This is a genomic window from Achromobacter sp. SLBN-14 (genome assembly GCF_006715415.1).
GTDB lineage: Bacteria > Pseudomonadota > Gammaproteobacteria > Burkholderiales > Burkholderiaceae_B > Achromobacter > Achromobacter mucicolens.
Map to the genome: position 1 here is coordinate 654199 of NZ_VFNE01000001.1, position 16732 is coordinate 670930.

Here is a 16732-nt window from a genome sequence, read left to right on the forward strand (position 1 = left end):
CGATCACGTCAGGTTCTCCACGCGCAGGCGCGTCACCTTGGACCGCACGAACGGCAGCGACTCGATGCGCTCGATGGCCTGATTGACGTTGCCTTCGACGGCTTCGTGCGTGAGGAAGATGATGTCGGCGCCGCCGATGTGCGACGGCTGCTGGATCATCGAACCGATGGAAATGCCGCGGTCGGCCAGGATGCGGGCGATGTCCGCCAGCACGCCGGGCTGATCGTCCACGCGCAGACGCAGGTAGTACGACGTGCTGACCTGTTCGATCGGCAGGATCGGGGTGTCCGACATGGCGTCCGGCTGGAAGGCCAGGTGCGGCACGCGGTTGCCCGGATCGGCGGTGTGCAGGCGCGTCACGTCGACCAGGTCGGCCACGACGGCCGAGGCGGTGGGCTCTTCGCCCGCGCCCTGCCCGTAGTACAGCGTCGGGCCGACGGCGTCGCCCTTGACCAGCACCGCGTTCATCGCGCCTTCGACATTGGCCAGCAGGCGCTCGGACGGCACCAGCGCCGGATGCACGCGCAGCTCGATGCCGTCGGGGCGGCGCTTGGTGATGCCCAGCAGCTTGATGCGATAGCCCAGGCGCTCGGCGTGTTCGATGTCTTCGGCGGCCAGTTGCGAAATGCCTTCGATGTGGGCGCGGTCGAATTGCACCGGCACGCCGAATGCCAGCGAGGCCAGCAGCGTCAGCTTGTGCGCCGCGTCCACGCCTTCCACGTCGAACGTGGGGTCGGCTTCGGCGTAGCCCAGGCGCTGCGCTTCCGCCAGCACGTCAGCAAACGGCAGCCCGCGCGAGCGCATTTCGGACAGGATGAAATTGGTGGTGCCGTTGATGATGCCGGCCACCCACTGGATGCGGTTGGCAGTCAGGCCTTCGCGGATCGCCTTGATGATAGGGATGCCGCCCGCGACGGCGGCCTCGAAGTTCACCATCACGCCGCGTTCGGACGCGGCGGCGAAGATCTCGTTGCCATGCTTGGCCAGCAAGGCCTTGTTGGCCGTGACCACATGCTTGCCGTTGGCGATGGCTTCGAGCACCAGCTCGCGCGCCAGCGTGTCGCCGCCGATCAGTTCCACGACGATGTCGATGTCGGGATCGCGCACCAGCGCGTGCACATCGGTGTCGACCAGGATGGAGTCGCCCACGCGGGCGCGCGCCTTTTCCACGTCGCGCACGGCGGCGCGGGTGACTTCAATGCGGCGGCCAGCGCGGCGGGCGATTTCCTCGGCGTTGCGGGACAGCACGGTCCACGTGCCGCCGCCAACCACGCCAAGACCAAGCAGACCCACCTTCATGGGTTTCATCGCGCCGCCCTCTGCGGGCGGGCGTTGAGGGGAATTCATTTCACTTCTCCATAATCCTGTGCATGAAGCTGTTGCCACCCGATCGCGATGCCGCGGATCCGGCTCCGCCGGTCCGCAGGCATGCCCCCTCAGAGGGGGAAGCGCGCAGCGCTGCGGGGGTGGGCGTCCATCACTTCAGCAATCCGTCCTTGCGGAACATATCTTTGATGCCGCGCACCGCTTGACGCGTGCGCTGCTCGTTTTCGATAAGTGCGAAGCGCACGTATTCGTCGCCATACTCGCCGAAGCCGATCCCGGGGGACACGGCCACTTTCGCATCCGACAGGACACGCTTGGCAAATTCCAAAGAGCCCATCGCCCGGTAGGGTTCGGGGATCTGCGCCCAGATGTACATGGACGCCTTGGGAATCTCCACATTCCAACCTGCTTCATGCAGGCCGCGCACGAGCACGTCGCGGCGGCTCTGGTATTGCGCCACGATTTCGCTCACGCAGTCCTGCGGGCCGTCCAGCGCGGCGATGGACGCCACCTGGATCGGCGTAAACGTGCCGTAGTCGTGATAGCTCTTGATGCGAGCCAGCGCGTTGACCAGCTCGCGGTTGCCGACCATGTAGCCGATGCGCCAGCCGGCCATGTTGTAGCTCTTGCTCATCGTGAAGAACTCGACGGCGACGTCGCGCGCGCCGGGCACCTGCATGATGGACGGCGCCACATAACCGTCGAACGTGATGTCGGCATACGCCAGGTCATGCACGACGAGAATGTCGTGTTCCTTGGCAAGCGCCACCACGCGCTCGAAGAACGACAGGTCCACGCACTGCGCGGTCGGGTTGCTGGGAAAGCCCAGCACCATCATCTTGGGTTTCGGGATGGATTCGCGCACGGCGCGTTCCAGTTCCTCGAAGAAGTCGACGCCCGGCGTCATGCGCACGGAACGGATGTTGGCGCCCGCGATGACGGCGCCGTAGATGTGGATCGGGTAGCTGGGATTGGGCACCAGCACGGTGTCGCCGCGGTCCAGCGTGGCCAGCATCAGGTGCGCCAGGCCTTCCTTGGAGCCGATGGTGACGATGGCCTCGGAGTCCGGATCGAACTCGACCGCATAGCGGCGCTGGTACCAGTCGCAGATCGCCTTGCGCAGGCGCGGGATGCCCTTGGACACCGAATAGCCGTGGGTGGTGGGACGCGTGGTCGCCTCCACCATCTTGTCGACGATGTGCTTGGGCGTCGCCCCATCCGGATTGCCCATCGACATGTCGATGATGTCTTCGCCACGCCGACGCGCCGCCATCTTGAGCTCGCCGGTAATGTTGAAAACGTACGGGGGCAAACGCTCGATGCGAGAGAACTTCCTCATGATGGGAATCCTTAGGGGCGAAAAGGCAAAAAGACCAGGGCGCGGTCGCGCGAAGGGGAAAGGGGCTCTGAGCCGCGCCAGCTCACGATTGCAGCGCAGCAAAACCCTGTAATCTAGCGCAACGACGCCTTGGCGGCAAATGGGGCAAAAAAGCCCCTTTTTCCCCGTGGATACGTTGCAACATGCAGCGTGTCCGATGCGCTATTATCAAGCACGTAAAGCCGGAGTTTTTATTGAAGCTGCATACCGATCCTGCGACGGCCGCTCTAAACACTGTCACCGCCTACGGCGATGGCTACATCGAGGTCAACCAGGTACGTTTTTCCTCTTCGGTCGCTTTCGGCCCCGAAGGCGAAGTGACCATCTGGCCTGTTGAGTCGACGGCCGACATTACCTCCTCCCTCTTGCTCCTGGCAGCCGGATTGTCCGAGCCCGCCCGCAATCCCCTGGATTTTCTGGATGCCCCGGAAGCCGCGCCCAGCCGCCCGGCCAACGCCCCCGAAGTCCTGCTGGTGGGCACCGGCGGAAAGCAACAGTTCCTGCGTCCCGACGTGCTGCGTCCCCTTTTGGCGATCGGCATCGGCGTTGAAACCATGGACACCCACGCTGCCTCGCGCACCTACAACATCCTGATGGCTGAAGGCCGGCGCGTGGTCGTCGCCCTCATCCCTCCCCACGGAGCCACGAATTAATGACGCCGAGCATAGGCAAACCCGCCCCGTTGTTCACCGCCGAAAGCACGATCGGCCCCATCAGCCTCGAGCAATGCCAGGGGCGGGCCGTGATCCTGTATTTCTACCCCAAGGACAACACGCCCGGCTGCACCACCGAAAGCCAGGATTTCCGCGATCTGCACGCCGACTTCCTATCGGCCAGCGCAATCGTGATCGGCATCTCGCGCGACTCGCTGAAGTCGCACGAGAATTTCAAGGCCAAGTACGAGCTTCCTTTCCCTCTCATCTCCGACGCCGACGAAACCGTCTGCAATCTGTTCGGCGTCATCAAGCAGAAGAACATGTATGGAAAGCAGGTGCGCGGCATCGAACGCAGCACCTTCTTGATCGACGCCTATGGCGTGCTGGTGCAGGAGTGGCGCGGGGTGAAGGTCCCGGGCCACGCCAAGGAAGTCCTGCAAGCCGCCAAAAGCATCGGTTAGCCGCACAGGAAACCCGTCAGGCGCTATAGCCGGCCCAAACAGGAGAGTGACGCATATGCCGCTTCCGAAGTTGCCTACCCGCCCCGCAGCCATCCTGACCTTCCCCTCGGGCGAATCCGCCCGGGCGCAGGCCCGCACCACCAAGACTGCCGCTGCGCGGTCCAACACCCAGGCAGCCCTCGCCGAAGACGAGGACGAACTGCTGGTACAGCCAGAACTTGAAGGCCTGGCGGCGCCGGCACGCAAGGCCCACACGCCGTCGCCCGCTCACCAGGCGCCGCCCCCCGCCGCGCCGGCCGCTCGCGCCCCGGCGCGCCAGCAGGCCAAGGCTGCGCCCGCCCCCGCCAAGCGCGGCAAGGCGCGCGCCCAGAATGAACCTCGCAAGCTGTTCGTGCTGGACACGAACGTGCTGCTGCATGATCCCAGTTCGCTCTTCCGCTTCGAAGAGCACGACATCTTCCTGCCGATGATGACGCTGGAAGAACTGGACCACCAGAAAAAGGGCATGTCGGAAGTCGCGCGCAACGCGCGTCAGGTCAGCCGGTCGCTCGATTCGCTGGTGCAGGACGCCACGCACCTGGACGAAGGCCTTGAGCTGGCCAAGCTGGGCAACAAGGATGCCACGGGCCGCCTGATGTTCCAGACCACGGCCATCCACAGCACCCTGCCCTCGGACTTGCCGATGGGCAAGGCCGACAACCAGATCCTGGGTGTGGTGCGCGCCCTGCAGGAAAAATACCCGCAGCGCGAGGTCGTGCTGGTGTCCAAGGACATCAACATGCGCCTGAAGGCGCGCGCGCTGGGCATGGCCGCCGAAGACTACTTCAACGACCATGTCCTCGAAGACTCCGACCTGATGTACTCGGGCGTGATGCAGTTGCCCGAAGACTTCTGGAACAAGCACGGCAAGGACGTCGAATCCTGGCAACAGGGCGGCACCACCTTCTACCGCATCCACGGCCCGCTGTGCTCGCAATTCGTGGTCAATCAGTTCGTCTACTTCGAAGGCCAGATGCCGCTGTACGCGCAAGTGCGCGAAGTCAGCGGCAAGATGGCGGTGCTGGCCACCCTGCGCGACTACACCCACGGCAAGAACAACGTCTGGGGCATCACGGCGCGCAATCGCGAGCAGAATTTCGCCATGAACCTGCTGATGAACCCGGAATGCGATTTCGTGTCGCTGCTGGGCCAGGCCGGCACGGGCAAGACGCTGCTGGCGCTGGCGGCGGGCATCACGCAGGTGCTGGAAACCAAGCGCTACACCGAGATCATCATGACGCGCGTCACGGTGCCCGTCGGTGAAGACATTGGTTTCCTGCCCGGCACCGAAGAGGAAAAGATGCTGCCCTGGATGGGCGCGCTGGAAGACAACCTCGACGTGCTGAACATGGGCGAAGGCGAAGGCAACGGGGACTGGGGCCGCGCGGCCACCATGGACCTCATCCGCTCGCGCATCAAGGTCAAATCCCTGAACTTCATGCGTGGCCGCACCTTCCTGAACAAGTACCTCATCATCGACGAGGCGCAAAACCTGACGCCCAAGCAGATGAAGACGCTGGTGACCCGTGCGGGCCCTGGCACGAAGGTGATCTGCCTGGGCAACATCGCGCAGATCGACACGCCCTACCTGACGGAAGGCAGTTCGGGCCTGACCTTTGTGGTCGACCGCTTCAAGGGCTGGCCGCACTCGGGCCACGTCACGCTGCAACGCGGCGAGCGCTCCCGCCTGGCCGACTACGCAGGCGACGTGCTCTAGGCTTGTTCTAGCAACGGCAAACAAAAAGCCCCTTGATCGCTCAAGGGGCTTTTTTTCACTACCGCGCGCCGATTATTTGTCGGCTGCGTTGGTGATGGCATTGCCTGCCCGGGACATGTCCTTGCCCATGCCGGCGACGGTATTGCAACCGGCCAGCACGAAGCCGAACACGACAAAGGCAGTCAGCACAATCTTGCCGCGCATGCTGTGACTCCAAAATGAAAAAATGAAAGCGCCTGTGCTCAGGCGATCTGCACGCGCAGTTCGCCCAGGCCTTCGACGCCGCCAGTGATCACGTCACCTTGGCGCACGGCGCCCACGCCCTCGGGCGTGCCGGTGAAGATGATGTCGCCGGGCTGCAGTTCAAACAGGCCCGACAGATACGAAATGCTTTCCGGAATATTCCACAGCATCTGCGAAATGTCGCTGGATTGCTTGCGCTCGCCGTTGACGTCCAGCCAGATGGCGCCCTTGTCGAGCGTGCCGACCACGCTGCGCGGATGGATCGGGCCCAGCGGCGCCGACTGGTCGAAGGCCTTGCCGATTTCCCAGGGGCGGCCCTGCTTCTTCATTTCGCCTTGCAGGTCGCGGCGGGTCATGTCCAGACCCAGCGCATAGCCCCACACGCATTCGTTGGCCTGGTCGACGGGGATATCGCGGCCGCCCTTGCCCAGCACCACGACCAGCTCCATCTCGTAGTGCAGATTGGAAGTCTTGGGCGGATAAGGCATCTTGCCGGTTTCGCCGTCGGCCACGAACAGCACCGCGTCAGCGGGCTTGCAGAAGAAGAACGGATCTTCACGGCCCGTAAAACCCATTTCCTTGGCATGTTCGGCGTAATTGCGGCCGACGCAATAGACGCGGCGCACGGGGAACAGCGCGGCGCTGCCGGCAACGGGGACCGCGACGGGCGGCTGGGGAGGCAAAACGTAGTCCATGAGCTATCAACCTATGACAAATACGTGACCGGAATATCCGGGAAAAATGTTACCCCGACGCCGCGCGCGCTTGGCATGCCCTGTGCCCCCGCGATGGGGCGTTGTTGTTGTTGGGCGGCCGGGCGTTTGAAAAAGCACTCGCGAGTGTAGCCCTTTCTACGGCCAATGCGAGGACCGCACGGAACGGGCGCCTGCAAGACAACGGCGCGGCGGCGACAGGCCACGGGCCGTCGCGGCCGCGCCGCCGGTAGGCGCCGGCCGGCAAGATGCCGGCTGGCGTGTAGCCCGATCAGCCCTTGGTGTAACGCTCGGCGCTGCGCACGATTTCTTCGTGAGCGGCGTCCACGCCCTTCCAGCCCTTGACCTTGACCCACTTGCCCTTTTCCAGGTCCTTGTAGTGCTCGAAGAAATGCTGGATGCGGGAGATGTCTTCCGCGGGCAGATCCTCGTAGGACTTGATGTTGCGGTACGGGGGGTACAGCTTTTCGATCGGCACGGCCAGCAGCTTGGCGTCGCCGCCCGACTCGTCGTCCATTTCCAGCACGCCGATGGCGCGGCAGCGCACGACGGCGCCGATCTGGATGGGGAACGGGGTCAGGACCAGGACGTCGGCGGGGTCGCCGTCTTCGGACAGGGTCTGGGGGATGTAGCCGTAGTTGCACGGATAGTGCATGGCCGTCAGCATGAAGCGGTCAACGAAGATTGCACCGGAATCCTTGTCGACCTCGTACTTTACCGGGTCGGCGTTCATGGGGATTTCGATGATGACGTTGAAGTCTTCCGGCAGCTTCTTGCCAGGGGAGACGCGATCAAGACTCATGGTTCAACCTTGTTTGTCTGAAAGGATATTCAAATCGAGCCGTCGTCCTTGAACGGCGGCTTGGTGGTGGGCACGGGCGCCGCGGGCGGCGCAGGCTTGGGGGCCGGCGCGGCAGGGGCCGGCGCATACGTGGGCACGGGCTCGTCGAACGCCGCAGCAGGAATGGGCGCGCTGTCGAAGTATTCGTCGATGTCGGACGTTCCGCGAGCCAGCGGCGCGTCTTCGGGCGCCAGGGCGCGGTCTTGCTGCGCCTTGCTGGCGCGGGCATCCGGATCCAGTACGTAGTCCGACGCCGATGCGGCAGCCGGCGGCAAGGCCGGGTAATCGCCACCGGTGTCCGCATCGCTGTCCGTGTCCGACAGGCCGACGGCATAGCCGCCTTCGGCATCCACGCGATACGGGTCCGAGCCGGTGTCCGCAGCGGGAAGCGCCGCATCCGAGGCCAGCACCGGCAACGCCATGCTGGCGGCCGTGGCCAGGCGCCAGTGGCGCACGGCATCGACCGGCCGGTCCAGACGATCGTACAGACTGCCCAGCAGCGCGTGCGTCTGCGCATCGCTGCGGCGGGCCAGGCTGCGCAAGAGGTAGCGTTCGGCCTGCCCCCAGAGCTGGCCATTCAGGCACAGCATGCCCAGGGCGGTCAGGAGGTCGGGATCGGTCGGGCGTTGATGCAGCCAGGTCTCGGCCTTGGCCAGGCGCCGCGACACCTGGTCGGCTTCGCAGCGGGCGTAGGCCGCCACCAGGGCGGGATTGAACTTGACCGCGATGGCCGATTCCAGGACGCGCGCCGCTTCGTTGGGCTCGCCGGCGGCTTCGAATGCCGCGGCACCCGCCAGGGCGATTTCCGGGAGCAGGCGCTCTTCGGCCTTGAGGTCTTTCCAGATGGGACGCCAGGCATCGTTGGCCGCGGCGGCACGCAAGCGCGCGGCGCCCGCGGCATCGATCAGGACGTCGGCTTCGGGTCGGCCCAGCGCATTGCGGCGCGACAGTCCGCGCGCCAGCGTGAAAACCTGTTCCTGATGATTCAGGGCCGTGTGCGCCCGCAGCAGCAGGCGCATGGTGTGCAAATGACGGGCGCCGCCGTCGGCCAGCGGGCCCAGCACGGTCAGTGCGCGTTCAGCGCGGCCCTGATCGAGCAGCATGTCGGCCGAGACGGTGGCGGTGGCTTCAATGAGGCCGGGCTCGGTGCCGGCCTGCTCTTGCGCGTTGGCCAGCAGACGGTCGCGCCGGTCGAATTGGCCCAGGCCATGCGCGGCACGTGCAGCCGACAGGGCTGCCAGCACGCGCCGCGTGCGGACCTTGGTCTGGTCCAGAAGCTTGGTCAGGTCTTTTTCGGCGTGGGCGTAGCGGCCTTCAAGCAGGCCGATCCAGCCGCGTTCGAGCAATTCGTGGTCGCGCGCCTGCGCGCGCTTGCCGCGCCAGGCCCGGACGCGATCGGGAATGGCGAGCAGCCAGGCCAGAAGCCGCAGGCCCACGTACAGGATGATGAAGGTGGCAACGATGAGCAGGACGGCGAGCGTCAGCGACATCTCGATGCGCCATGGCCACACCAGAAGCAGCACGTTGCCCGCGTGCGAGCGCAGGACCACCGCCAGGGCGACGGCGACGACGGCGAGCAGCAGGGTCCAGAACCAGGTACGCATGGGTTCAGTCCTGGTCGCTGGTCTTGAAGCCGGCGGCGCGCAGGGCCGCCACGGCGTTCAGGCTGTCCGCCACATCCGGCATGCGCACGGCGATGTCGGTCTGGGCCAGTTCGCGCGCAAGCGTCTGCGCGGCGACGGTGTCAGGCGAGCGGCCATCGAAGTACTTGGAAAGCGTGGTGCCGACGTTGTCGAGTTCGCTCTTCCAGACCGAGGGCTGGCGCATCAGCATCGCGAGCTGCGCGGTCAACAGGCGCTGGCGCAGCGTGCCGCGCACCTGATCGGCCTGTTCGGGCGACAACAGCAGCGCGGCCGGTTCGTCCACGCGCTGGATGGTGATGAGACCGCCAAGTTCGTGAGCCAGCGCGGAGCCCGCGCGGCCAGGCCACGAGGCCACTTCGGCGCGCCAGCGCTGCCACCAGGGCGCATCGGCGGGCAGGTCGGCCTGCGGATCGATCGTGGGGGCCGGCGCGGGTGGTTGGGCTTGACCGACCGGGGACACGCCCGGCGACACGGTGTCCGGCACCAGCAGCGGCGCCTTGCCGATCAGCGCGACCAGGCGTTCGATACGGCCCGATTGCGCGGGGATGTCGACGGTGGACACGGCACGCAGGCGGTCCAGGTCGCCATTGATGGATTGCTGCAGGCTGGAGAACCGCGGGCGGTCGGCACGCGCCAGGCGCGATTGCGCGGTTTCCAGGGCGACGATGGCGTTGGAGACGTTGCCGGCCAGGCGCAATTGCTGATTGGCGATGGTCAGCAGGCGTTCGACGTCATTGGCCAACAGTTCGTCGCTGGCGCTGTCGTTGAAGTTCTGCCAAGCCTGTTGCAAGGCGTTGTATTGGCTTTGCGTTTCGCGCAGCGTGTCTTCGAGTTCGGCGACGCGGCCGGTCTGCGCCTGCGCGAGGGCAAGCGCTTCGCGGGTGTCCTTGCGGGCTTGCGCCACATCGGCGCTGAGCGTATCCAGGCGCGTTGCCACTTCGCGGCCCGCGGAGACGAACTGGGTGCGTTGCTTCCACAACGCATATCCCAGGCCCACGGCCAACAGGATGACGATTATCAGCGCGGTGGCCAAAGGACCACTGCCGCGCTTGGCCGGACGGGCCTTGACGGAGTCGGCCGGGGCCGATGCGGACGCGCTTGCGTCCGGGGCGGCCGGATGAACGGCCGAATCGGTAGCGGGAGTCTTATCTGTCATGACGCGATTGTATTCGGTGTCAGTCCGAACCAACGAATCAAGCAGCAACAAAAGCCTGGAATATCGACTCGTCGTTGGGCACGCAGATTTTTACCATCGCCGGCTCGGACGCGCCAATGCGAGGCTGCGGCAGGCGGCCAACCAGCGAGGGGTGCGTGGCGACGAAGCGGCAGCGCCGCCACCACCCGGTCAGACCCGCGGCGCTGAGCTGACCATAAATGGCGTCGACGCCCTCTCCGCTGGTGACCAGCCAGGTGGCGGTGACGCCTGCATCGGCCCATCGCCTGAGGGTGGCAAGCTGTTCCGCGGTCCAGCCAGCCGGTTGCCGACGGTAGGCCGCGTGGCGCGTCACGTGCGCACCATGCGCTTCGAACGTATCGCCGAGCCAGTCCCGCCCCTGCGTGCCCCGCACCACCAGTACGCGCGCGGGCAACTGAGGCTGGGCAGCAAGCACGCGCCAAAGCGCCTCGGAATCATGGCTGGGGGCCGACTCGTCCGGATGCAGAACTGTTGTATTCACGCCAAAACGGCCGGTCTCGCGCAGCGCCTGGGCACTGGCGGGCCCGACCGTGGCGACCGCGACGCCCGCAGGCCAGTCCGCGGCGCCATCGGCGCGCGCGAGCTGATCCAGGTATTGGCGCGCGGCATTGCCGCTGACGAACACGACGAGGTCGTAGGCCGACGGCCGGGGCAGGTCTTCGGCAGCGACAGACAGGGGGTGGATTTCAAGTGCGGGCAGGATGCACGGTTGCCAACCGGCGCCCTGCAGGCGGCCGGCCAGCGCTTCATTGCGCCCTGCGGGCCGCGTCAGGATGGCGATGCGCGGCCCGTCGGCGGCTGCAAACGCCGGGTCCATCAGTCGGACCCGGGGTTTTGCAGCAGTTCGCGAAGAATCGTCTCTGCACCCGCCTCCAGGAGTTCGGAGGCGGCGGCTTCGCCGATGGCTTCGGCTTCGGTCATGGGACCGCTGTGCGTGGCATGAACGACACGGGTGCCGTCGGGCGAGGCCACCAGCGCGCGCAGCGACAGCGTGTCGCCGGCAAGCTGGGCAAAGGCGGCCAGGGGCACCTGGCAGGAGCCGCCCAGCTTGCGCGACACCGCGCGCTCGGCGAGCACGCAAGCGGTCGTGTCTGCACTGACCAGCGGAGCCAGCCACGCGCGCATGTCGTCGCGGTCGTCACGGATTTCGATGCCGAGGGCGCCCTGCCCGGCCGCCGGCAGGCTGTCGGCGGGGTCGAGCAGGCTGCGGATGCGCTCGCCCATGCCAAGACGGTCCAGGCCGGCGGCGGCCAGGACGATGGCGTCGTAGTCGCCCTTGTCGAGCTTGGAGAGGCGCGTATCCAGATTGCCGCGCAGGGGCTTGACCACCAGGGCGGGAAACCGGGAACGGATCTGGGACTCGCGGCGCAGGCTGGACGTGCCGACCACGGCGCCCGCGGGCAGGTCCGCCAGCGAGGCATAACGGTTGGACACGAAGGCATCGCGCGGATCCGCGCGATCGAGGACGGCGCAAAGCTCAAACGGCGCCTGCAGATCCACCGGCACGTCCTTGAGGGAGTGGACGGCGAGATCGGCACGGCCGTCGAGCAGCGCGTTTTCGAGTTCCTTGACGAACAGACCCTTGCCGCCCACCTTGGACAGCGTGCGGTCGAGGATCTGGTCGCCTCGGGTTGTCAGGGTAAGAAGTTCAACTGCGCACGCTGGGTACAGCGTGCGCAGCCGATCGCGCACATGCTCGGCTTGCCACAGGGCAAGCCGGCTGGCGCGGGTCGCAATGACCAGACGTTGCGGTAGAGACACGTGACGCCATCAAACGAAGTTGGAGACGATGATCGTCGCGACTACCCCGAGGATGGCCAGCACGAACAGACCCTGAAGAAGGCTCAGGCCCGATTCGGATTGCTGGGGATCGGTGGATCTACGCAGACTCATGTGCTGATTCCTTGGAAGCGTTCTTGCGGCTTGCAAGCCACCGTCCAAGGACAACAACGAGCAAGGCGCCAATGATTTCAGCGGCGATTTTAACCGTAGTCGGCTGAACGCCAAATTGACGCTCGACAATAACGTCGGTGACCAGCATGCCGCCAGCGATCCAGCCCAGCAGGCCCGCGCCGAAGGTGACGACCAGCGGATAGCGGTCGATGAGCTTGAGCACCAGCGTGCTGCCCCAGATGATGATCGGCACACTGACGACCAGGCCAAAAATGACCAGACCCAGCTGATGGTCGGCATGCGCATTTTGCGCGGCGCCGGCGATGGCGATCACGTTGTCCAGGCTCATCACGAAGTCAGCAATGATGATGGTCTTGATCGCGGCGACGATGGATGTGCCGCCCTTGATGTCGCCATGCGCATCGTCTTCGGGAACCAGAAGCTTGACGCCGATCCAGACGAGCAGCAGCGCGCCCACGACCTTCAGGAACGGGATGTTCAGAAGCTGCATTGCGAAGGCGATCAGCACGACGCGCAGAATGATTGCCCCTGCGGTGCCCCACAAAATGCCTTGCATCCGTTGCTTGGGCGCCAGGTTGCGACACGCCAGCGCGATCACGACAGCGTTGTCGCCGCCGAGCAGGATGTCGATAAGGATGATCTGAAATACCGCTGCCCAACTCAGCGTCTGAAAAAACTCAAGCACTTTGAACCCCCGAAGGCATTTATGAAAAGAATGGCCGGTCCCGGCCCGGCCGCCCTGCCGCGCGCCTTCGCGCGGCAGGTTTATTTAGAAAAACATATTATTGTAGTTCAGCTTTCAGTCAGCTTTCCGACGCGCAAGCAAAACTTTACCAATCAGCAGCACCAGCACCGCGCCCAGCGCGCCCGACATCAGTGCGAAGCTGTGCTGAGTAACGCCCAATGCGGCATCGATACGCGCCACCGGCTCTTGCAACGCCGGGTCGCCCACCAGCAGCTCGCCTGCGATGAAACCCAACAGCGCCGCCCCAACCCAGACGATGAGCGGGAAGCGTTCGATGACCTTCAAGAGCAGCGTGCTGCCAAAAATGACCAGCGGAATACTGATGGCCAGGCCGAGCACCAGCAACGTCGTGTCGCCCATCGCCGCGGCAGCGACGGCCACCACGTTGTCCAGGCTCATGACCAGGTCGGCGATCATGATGGTGCGGATGGCGGCCAACAGGTTGCCATGCGACTTGCCGGCACCGTCTTCTTCGCCTTCGGGCAGCAGCAAGGTGACACCGATGTAGACCAGGAGCAGCGCGCCGATCAGCTTGAGCCACGGCAGCAACAACAGCTTGGCCGCGACGAGCGTCAGTACGATACGCATGATGATCGCAGCGGCGGAACCGACCACGATCGCTTTTTTCTGTTGTGCCGGAGGCAACGAGCGCGCTGCCAGCGCAATAACCACGGCGTTGTCGCCCGATAGCAGAATGTTGACCCAAATGATCTGGAGCAACGCGATCCAGAATGCCGCTGAACTGAGTTCCATGCCTCTCTTTCCTAGGTGTGATCCCCCTAGGACAAAACCAAATTAATGGATGAATTGAACGCAAAAACGTACTGACCGTCTTGGTGCGAGCCCGACGGCATTCTTGCTGGTACGCGCAAAATTTCTTTCATTATAGTTTCGTTCAGCTTTCCGTATGATTGACCCGGCCGCTTCCTGGACGCGGGATTTCCCTAAGAAAGCCTCAAAAACCCGGCGCAAAAAAAACCCGCCGAAGCGGGCTTTTTATCGCACGTTGCTGAAACTTACAGCACCGACTTGAGCAGCTTGCCCATTTCGGAGGGGTTGCGCGTGGTGCGGATGCCGCAGGCTTCCATGACTTCCAGCTTGGCATCGGCCGTGTCGGCGCCGCCGGAGATCAGCGCGCCGGCGTGGCCCATGCGCTTTCCGGGAGGGGCGGTGACGCCAGCGATGAAGCCGACGACCGGCTTCTTCATGTTGTCCTTGGCCCACTGCGCGGCGTTGACTTCGTCCGGGCCGCCGATTTCGCCGATCATGATGACGGCGTCGGTGTCGGGATCGTCATTGAACAGCTTGAGCACGTCGACGTGCTTCAGGCCGTTGATGGGGTCGCCACCGATACCGACAGCGCTGGATTGGCCCAGGCCCAGTTCGGTGACTTGCGCCACGGCTTCGTACGTCAGGGTGCCCGAGCGGCTGACGATGCCGATGCGGCCCTTGCGGTGGATGTGACCGGGCATGATGCCGATCTTGATTTCGTCCGGGGTGATCAGGCCGGGGCAGTTCGGGCCCAGCAGCAGCGTCTTGCTGCCCTTGGCCTTCATGCGGTTCTTGACTTCGAGCATGTCGCGGACCGGGATGCCTTCGGTAATGCAGATCACCAGATCCAGTTCGGCTTCGACGGCTTCCCAGATGGCGGCAGCGGCGCCGGCGGGCGGCACGTAGATGACCGAGACGGTGGCGCCGGTGTCGGCCTTGGCGTCCTTGACCGACGCGAAGATCGGCACGCCTTCGAAATCTTCACCCGCCTTCTTGGGGTTCACGCCGGCCACGAAGGCGGCCTTGCCATTGGCGTACTCACGGCACATGCGGGTGTGGAACTGGCCCGTCTTGCCCGTGATGCCCTGGGTGATGACCTTGGTGTCCTTGTTGATCAGAATCGACATTGTGAATCCTTGATTTTTGCTTTACTTGACGGCGGCTACGACGCGGGTGGCAGCTTCGGCCATCGTGTCGGCGCTGATGATCGGCAGGCCGGAGTCGGCCAGCATCTTCTTGCCGAGTTCTTCGTTGGTGCCCTTCATGCGCACGACCAGCGGCACGTTCAGGTTGACGGCCTTGCAAGCGGTGATCACGCCTTCGGCGATCACGTCGCAGCGCATGATGCCGCCGAAGATGTTGACCAGGATCGCCTTGACGCTCTTGTTGGCCAGCATGATCTTGAAGGCTTCCGTGACCTTCTCGGCCGTGGCGCCGCCGCCGACGTCCAGGAAGTTGGCCGGCTCGCCGCCGAACAGCTTGATGGTGTCCATCGTGGCCATGGCCAGACCGGCGCCGTTCACCAGGCAGCCGATGTTGCCATCGAGCTGGATGTACGCGAGGTCGAACTTGCTGGCTTCGATTTCAGCGGGATCTTCTTCGTCCAGGTCGCGGTAGGCGACGATTTCCGGATGACGGAACAGGGCGTTGGAGTCGAAGTTGAACTTGGCGTCCAGGGCGATGATGTTGCCCTTGCTGTCGCGGTTCAGGGGGTTGATTTCGACCAGGGAGGCGTCGGTGTCCATGTAGCACTTGTAGAGCTTCTGGAACACGTCAACGGCCTGGGCGGTCGAGTCGGCGGGCAGGCCGATCGCGTTGGCGATCTTGGTGGCTTGCTCGGCGGAAAGGCCAACCAGCGGGTCGATGTATTCGGTGATGATCTTTTCGGGCGTGGAGTGGGCCACTTCCTCGATGTCCATGCCGCCTTCGCTGGAAGCGATGAAAGCGACATTCTGCGTGGCGCGGTCGGTGACCAGCGAAACGTAGTATTCCTTCTGGATGTCGGCGCCGTCTTCGATGTACAGGCGGCGGACCTTCTGGCCTTCGGGGCCGGTCTGATGCGTGATCAGCTGCATGCCCAGGATTTCGGATGCCAGCTTGCGGACTTCGTCCAGCGAGCGGGCCAGCTTGACGCCGCCGCCCTTGCCGCGGCCACCCGCGTGGATTTGTGCCTTGACGACCCAAACCGGTCCACCCAGCTTTTCAGCGGCAGCCACGGCCTCGTCGACGGAAAGAGCGGGGATCCCGCGCGGCACGGGGACGCCAAATTGCTTCAGCAGTTCCTTGCCTTGATACTCGTGGATTTTCATGTGTTACCTGTCAGGACGTATGAGAAAAAGAAGGTGAATCGGAGGACGACTCGGCCGATGCCTCAGCGCTACCCCCGGTGTACCACTCGGGATAATGCTCAGCCACCACAGGGCCGCCAGTGCTGAGCGCATGGCAGCCGTCCAGTTGGAATGGACGCCGGTTCGGGTTGGGTTCCTGCCGCCGGCGGTTGGCCATGGTCTGGACCGCCGCGGTGGGAAGCACCTGCGACAGTTCGGTCATGTGCGTACAGCCCTCCACATGCCCGAACCGCTCTTTGACCTGGCGGCGGAACCCCTTGAGCAGGTTCATGCCGATCAGGTCAGTGTACGCCGGCTCGATGGCCTTGCAATGCTCGCCATAAGGCGCCGCATCATAGACGGCCTGAGCCGCCACGATCGAGAATTCCTCGTCGATGGTGATGCGCAGGTGCATATGGTGGATGGGCTGCCCGGCCTTGAACATCTCGCCGTCGCGCTTCGGAAAATCGTACGCTTTCACGTCGATCAGCTCGGCTTCCAGGTCCCAGTTGCCGTCATCGCGCGCGTACGACTGCACACGTATGGAACGCGTATGCAGCGGTTGGCGAGGACAATCCGGCGGTGGCAAGGGCATGCGAGGGGGCCTGCGGGGCAAAGATGGCCTGCGCGTATGGTGCGCGGCAACAAAACCTTCAAAGTATAGCGCAGGCGGCATTCGCGCAATCGTATTAATTGGGCGGCGGATGCCCCGCTGTCCGGTCAGCTGACCGCGCCGCCGTGACTTCCCTCCTTCCACGCGGCC

Annotated in this window: 18 protein-coding genes; 3 read left to right on the plus strand and 15 right to left on the minus strand. The window is 64.6% G+C overall.

The window, feature by feature from the left end; all coding sequences use genetic code 11:
- Positions 1-3: 3 nt before the first annotated feature.
- A complete protein-coding gene (locus FBY20_RS02965; protein WP_056322581.1) occupies positions 4-1308 on the minus strand; it encodes a homoserine dehydrogenase in 1305 nt (434 codons plus the stop codon).
- A 169-nt stretch (positions 1309-1477) separates the two neighbouring features.
- Positions 1478-2665 carry an alanine transaminase gene (gene alaC / locus FBY20_RS02970; RefSeq protein WP_056322579.1) on the minus strand — a complete coding sequence of 396 codons (1188 nt, stop codon included), beginning with the start codon at positions 2663-2665 and terminating at the stop codon, positions 1478-1480.
- Between the two features lie 233 nt (positions 2666-2898).
- On the opposite strand from alaC, the gene FBY20_RS02975 reads away from it, so the two are divergent.
- The 3 genes from FBY20_RS02975 to FBY20_RS02985 are packed head-to-tail and all read left to right on the plus strand — an operon-like array spanning position 2899 to position 5577.
- Positions 2899-3357 carry an Mth938-like domain-containing protein gene (locus FBY20_RS02975; protein WP_142055794.1) on the plus strand — a complete coding sequence of 153 codons (459 nt, stop codon included), beginning with the start codon at positions 2899-2901 and terminating at the stop codon, positions 3355-3357.
- Positions 3357-3821 (plus strand): peroxiredoxin, encoded by a 465-nt coding sequence (locus FBY20_RS02980; protein ID WP_062838474.1) that lies wholly within the window; start codon positions 3357-3359, stop codon positions 3819-3821. Before FBY20_RS02975 ends, FBY20_RS02980 begins: the two co-directional genes overlap by 1 nt.
- Positions 3822-3876: 55 nt before the next feature.
- The gene (locus tag FBY20_RS02985; RefSeq protein ID WP_056322570.1) at positions 3877-5577 is read left to right on the plus strand and encodes a PhoH family protein; all 1701 of its coding nucleotides are present in this window, start codon (positions 3877-3879) and stop codon (positions 5575-5577) included.
- Between the two features lie 72 nt (positions 5578-5649).
- Here the strand turns inward: FBY20_RS02985 and FBY20_RS02990 are convergent, their stop codons facing one another.
- The 13 genes from FBY20_RS02990 to FBY20_RS03045 all read right to left on the minus strand — a co-directional run bounded on the left by FBY20_RS02990 (position 5650) and on the right by FBY20_RS03045 (position 16564).
- Positions 5650-5781, minus strand: a complete 132-nt coding sequence (locus FBY20_RS02990; protein ID WP_008164311.1) for an entericidin A/B family lipoprotein — start codon at positions 5779-5781, stop codon at positions 5650-5652.
- Between the two features lie 38 nt (positions 5782-5819).
- Positions 5820-6515 (minus strand): fumarylacetoacetate hydrolase family protein, encoded by a 696-nt coding sequence (locus FBY20_RS02995; RefSeq protein ID WP_128827800.1) that lies wholly within the window; start codon positions 6513-6515, stop codon positions 5820-5822.
- Between the two features lie 289 nt (positions 6516-6804).
- Positions 6805-7335, minus strand: a complete 531-nt coding sequence (gene ppa, locus FBY20_RS03000) for an inorganic diphosphatase (RefSeq protein ID WP_056322566.1) — start codon at positions 7333-7335, stop codon at positions 6805-6807.
- 29 nt (positions 7336-7364) lie between these two features.
- Positions 7365-8978: a heme biosynthesis HemY N-terminal domain-containing protein gene (locus FBY20_RS03005; protein WP_142049923.1), complete on the minus strand. Its 1614-nt coding sequence runs from the start codon at positions 8976-8978 to the stop codon at positions 7365-7367.
- Between the two features lie 4 nt (positions 8979-8982).
- Positions 8983-10173, minus strand: coding sequence for a uroporphyrinogen-III C-methyltransferase (locus FBY20_RS03010; protein ID WP_142049926.1), 1191 nt, complete (start codon positions 10171-10173; stop codon positions 8983-8985).
- 37 nt (positions 10174-10210) lie between these two features.
- Positions 10211-11029 (minus strand): uroporphyrinogen-III synthase, encoded by an 819-nt coding sequence (locus FBY20_RS03015; RefSeq protein WP_142049929.1) that lies wholly within the window; start codon positions 11027-11029, stop codon positions 10211-10213.
- Complete coding sequence (hemC, locus tag FBY20_RS03020; protein WP_056322558.1) at positions 11029-11973, minus strand: hydroxymethylbilane synthase; 945 nt, start codon at positions 11971-11973, stop codon at positions 11029-11031. Before hemC ends, FBY20_RS03015 begins: the two co-directional genes overlap by 1 nt.
- A 9-nt stretch (positions 11974-11982) precedes the next feature.
- Positions 11983-12105: a hypothetical protein gene (locus FBY20_RS27890; RefSeq protein ID WP_255357201.1), complete on the minus strand. Its 123-nt coding sequence runs from the start codon at positions 12103-12105 to the stop codon at positions 11983-11985.
- Complete coding sequence (locus FBY20_RS03025; RefSeq protein WP_056322555.1) at positions 12092-12811, minus strand: TerC family protein; 720 nt, start codon at positions 12809-12811, stop codon at positions 12092-12094. The genes FBY20_RS27890 and FBY20_RS03025 overlap by 14 nt, the downstream gene beginning before the upstream one ends.
- A gap of 114 nt (positions 12812-12925) precedes the next feature.
- Complete coding sequence (locus FBY20_RS03030) at positions 12926-13624, minus strand: TerC family protein (protein ID WP_142049932.1); 699 nt, start codon at positions 13622-13624, stop codon at positions 12926-12928.
- A 263-nt stretch (positions 13625-13887) separates the two neighbouring features.
- Entirely contained in the window at positions 13888-14769 is an 882-nt protein-coding gene (gene sucD / locus FBY20_RS03035) for a succinate--CoA ligase subunit alpha (protein WP_056322550.1), read from the minus strand.
- A gap of 21 nt (positions 14770-14790) precedes the next feature.
- Positions 14791-15951, minus strand: coding sequence for an ADP-forming succinate--CoA ligase subunit beta (gene sucC / locus FBY20_RS03040; RefSeq protein WP_142049935.1), 1161 nt, complete (start codon positions 15949-15951; stop codon positions 14791-14793).
- A 10-nt stretch (positions 15952-15961) separates the two neighbouring features.
- Positions 15962-16564 (minus strand): DUF2889 domain-containing protein, encoded by a 603-nt coding sequence (locus tag FBY20_RS03045; protein ID WP_056322544.1) that lies wholly within the window; start codon positions 16562-16564, stop codon positions 15962-15964.
- Between the last annotated feature and the right edge of the window lie 168 nt (positions 16565-16732).

Excerpts from the sequence above, each read along its gene's own strand:
- FBY20_RS03005 (WP_142049923.1), bottom strand. The coding sequence starts at position 8,978 with ATGCGTACCTGGTTCTGGACCCTGCTGCTCGCCGTCGTCGCCGTCGCC.
- FBY20_RS03030 (WP_142049932.1), bottom strand. The coding sequence starts at position 13,624 with ATGGAACTCAGTTCAGCGGCATTCTGGATCGCGTTGCTCCAGATCATT.
- FBY20_RS02995 (WP_128827800.1), bottom strand. The coding sequence starts at position 6,515 with ATGGACTACGTTTTGCCTCCCCAGCCGCCCGTCGCGGTCCCCGTTGCC.
- FBY20_RS02980 (WP_062838474.1), top strand. The coding sequence starts at position 3,357 with ATGACGCCGAGCATAGGCAAACCCGCCCCGTTGTTCACCGCCGAAAGC.
- FBY20_RS03045 (WP_056322544.1), bottom strand. The coding sequence starts at position 16,564 with ATGCCCTTGCCACCGCCGGATTGTCCTCGCCAACCGCTGCATACGCGT.
- FBY20_RS03015 (WP_142049929.1), bottom strand. The coding sequence starts at position 11,029 with ATGGACCCGGCGTTTGCAGCCGCCGACGGGCCGCGCATCGCCATCCTG.
- FBY20_RS03010 (WP_142049926.1), bottom strand. The coding sequence starts at position 10,173 with ATGACAGATAAGACTCCCGCTACCGATTCGGCCGTTCATCCGGCCGCC.
- FBY20_RS02985 (WP_056322570.1), top strand. The coding sequence starts at position 3,877 with ATGCCGCTTCCGAAGTTGCCTACCCGCCCCGCAGCCATCCTGACCTTC.
- alaC (WP_056322579.1), bottom strand. The coding sequence starts at position 2,665 with ATGAGGAAGTTCTCTCGCATCGAGCGTTTGCCCCCGTACGTTTTCAAC.
- sucD (WP_056322550.1), bottom strand. The coding sequence starts at position 14,769 with ATGTCGATTCTGATCAACAAGGACACCAAGGTCATCACCCAGGGCATC.
- ppa (WP_056322566.1), bottom strand. The coding sequence starts at position 7,335 with ATGAGTCTTGATCGCGTCTCCCCTGGCAAGAAGCTGCCGGAAGACTTC.
- FBY20_RS02965 (WP_056322581.1), bottom strand. The coding sequence starts at position 1,308 with ATGAAACCCATGAAGGTGGGTCTGCTTGGTCTTGGCGTGGTTGGCGGC.
- FBY20_RS27890 (WP_255357201.1), bottom strand. The coding sequence starts at position 12,105 with ATGAGTCTGCGTAGATCCACCGATCCCCAGCAATCCGAATCGGGCCTG.
- sucC (WP_142049935.1), bottom strand. The coding sequence starts at position 15,951 with ATGAAAATCCACGAGTATCAAGGCAAGGAACTGCTGAAGCAATTTGGC.
- FBY20_RS02990 (WP_008164311.1), bottom strand. The coding sequence starts at position 5,781 with ATGCGCGGCAAGATTGTGCTGACTGCCTTTGTCGTGTTCGGCTTCGTG.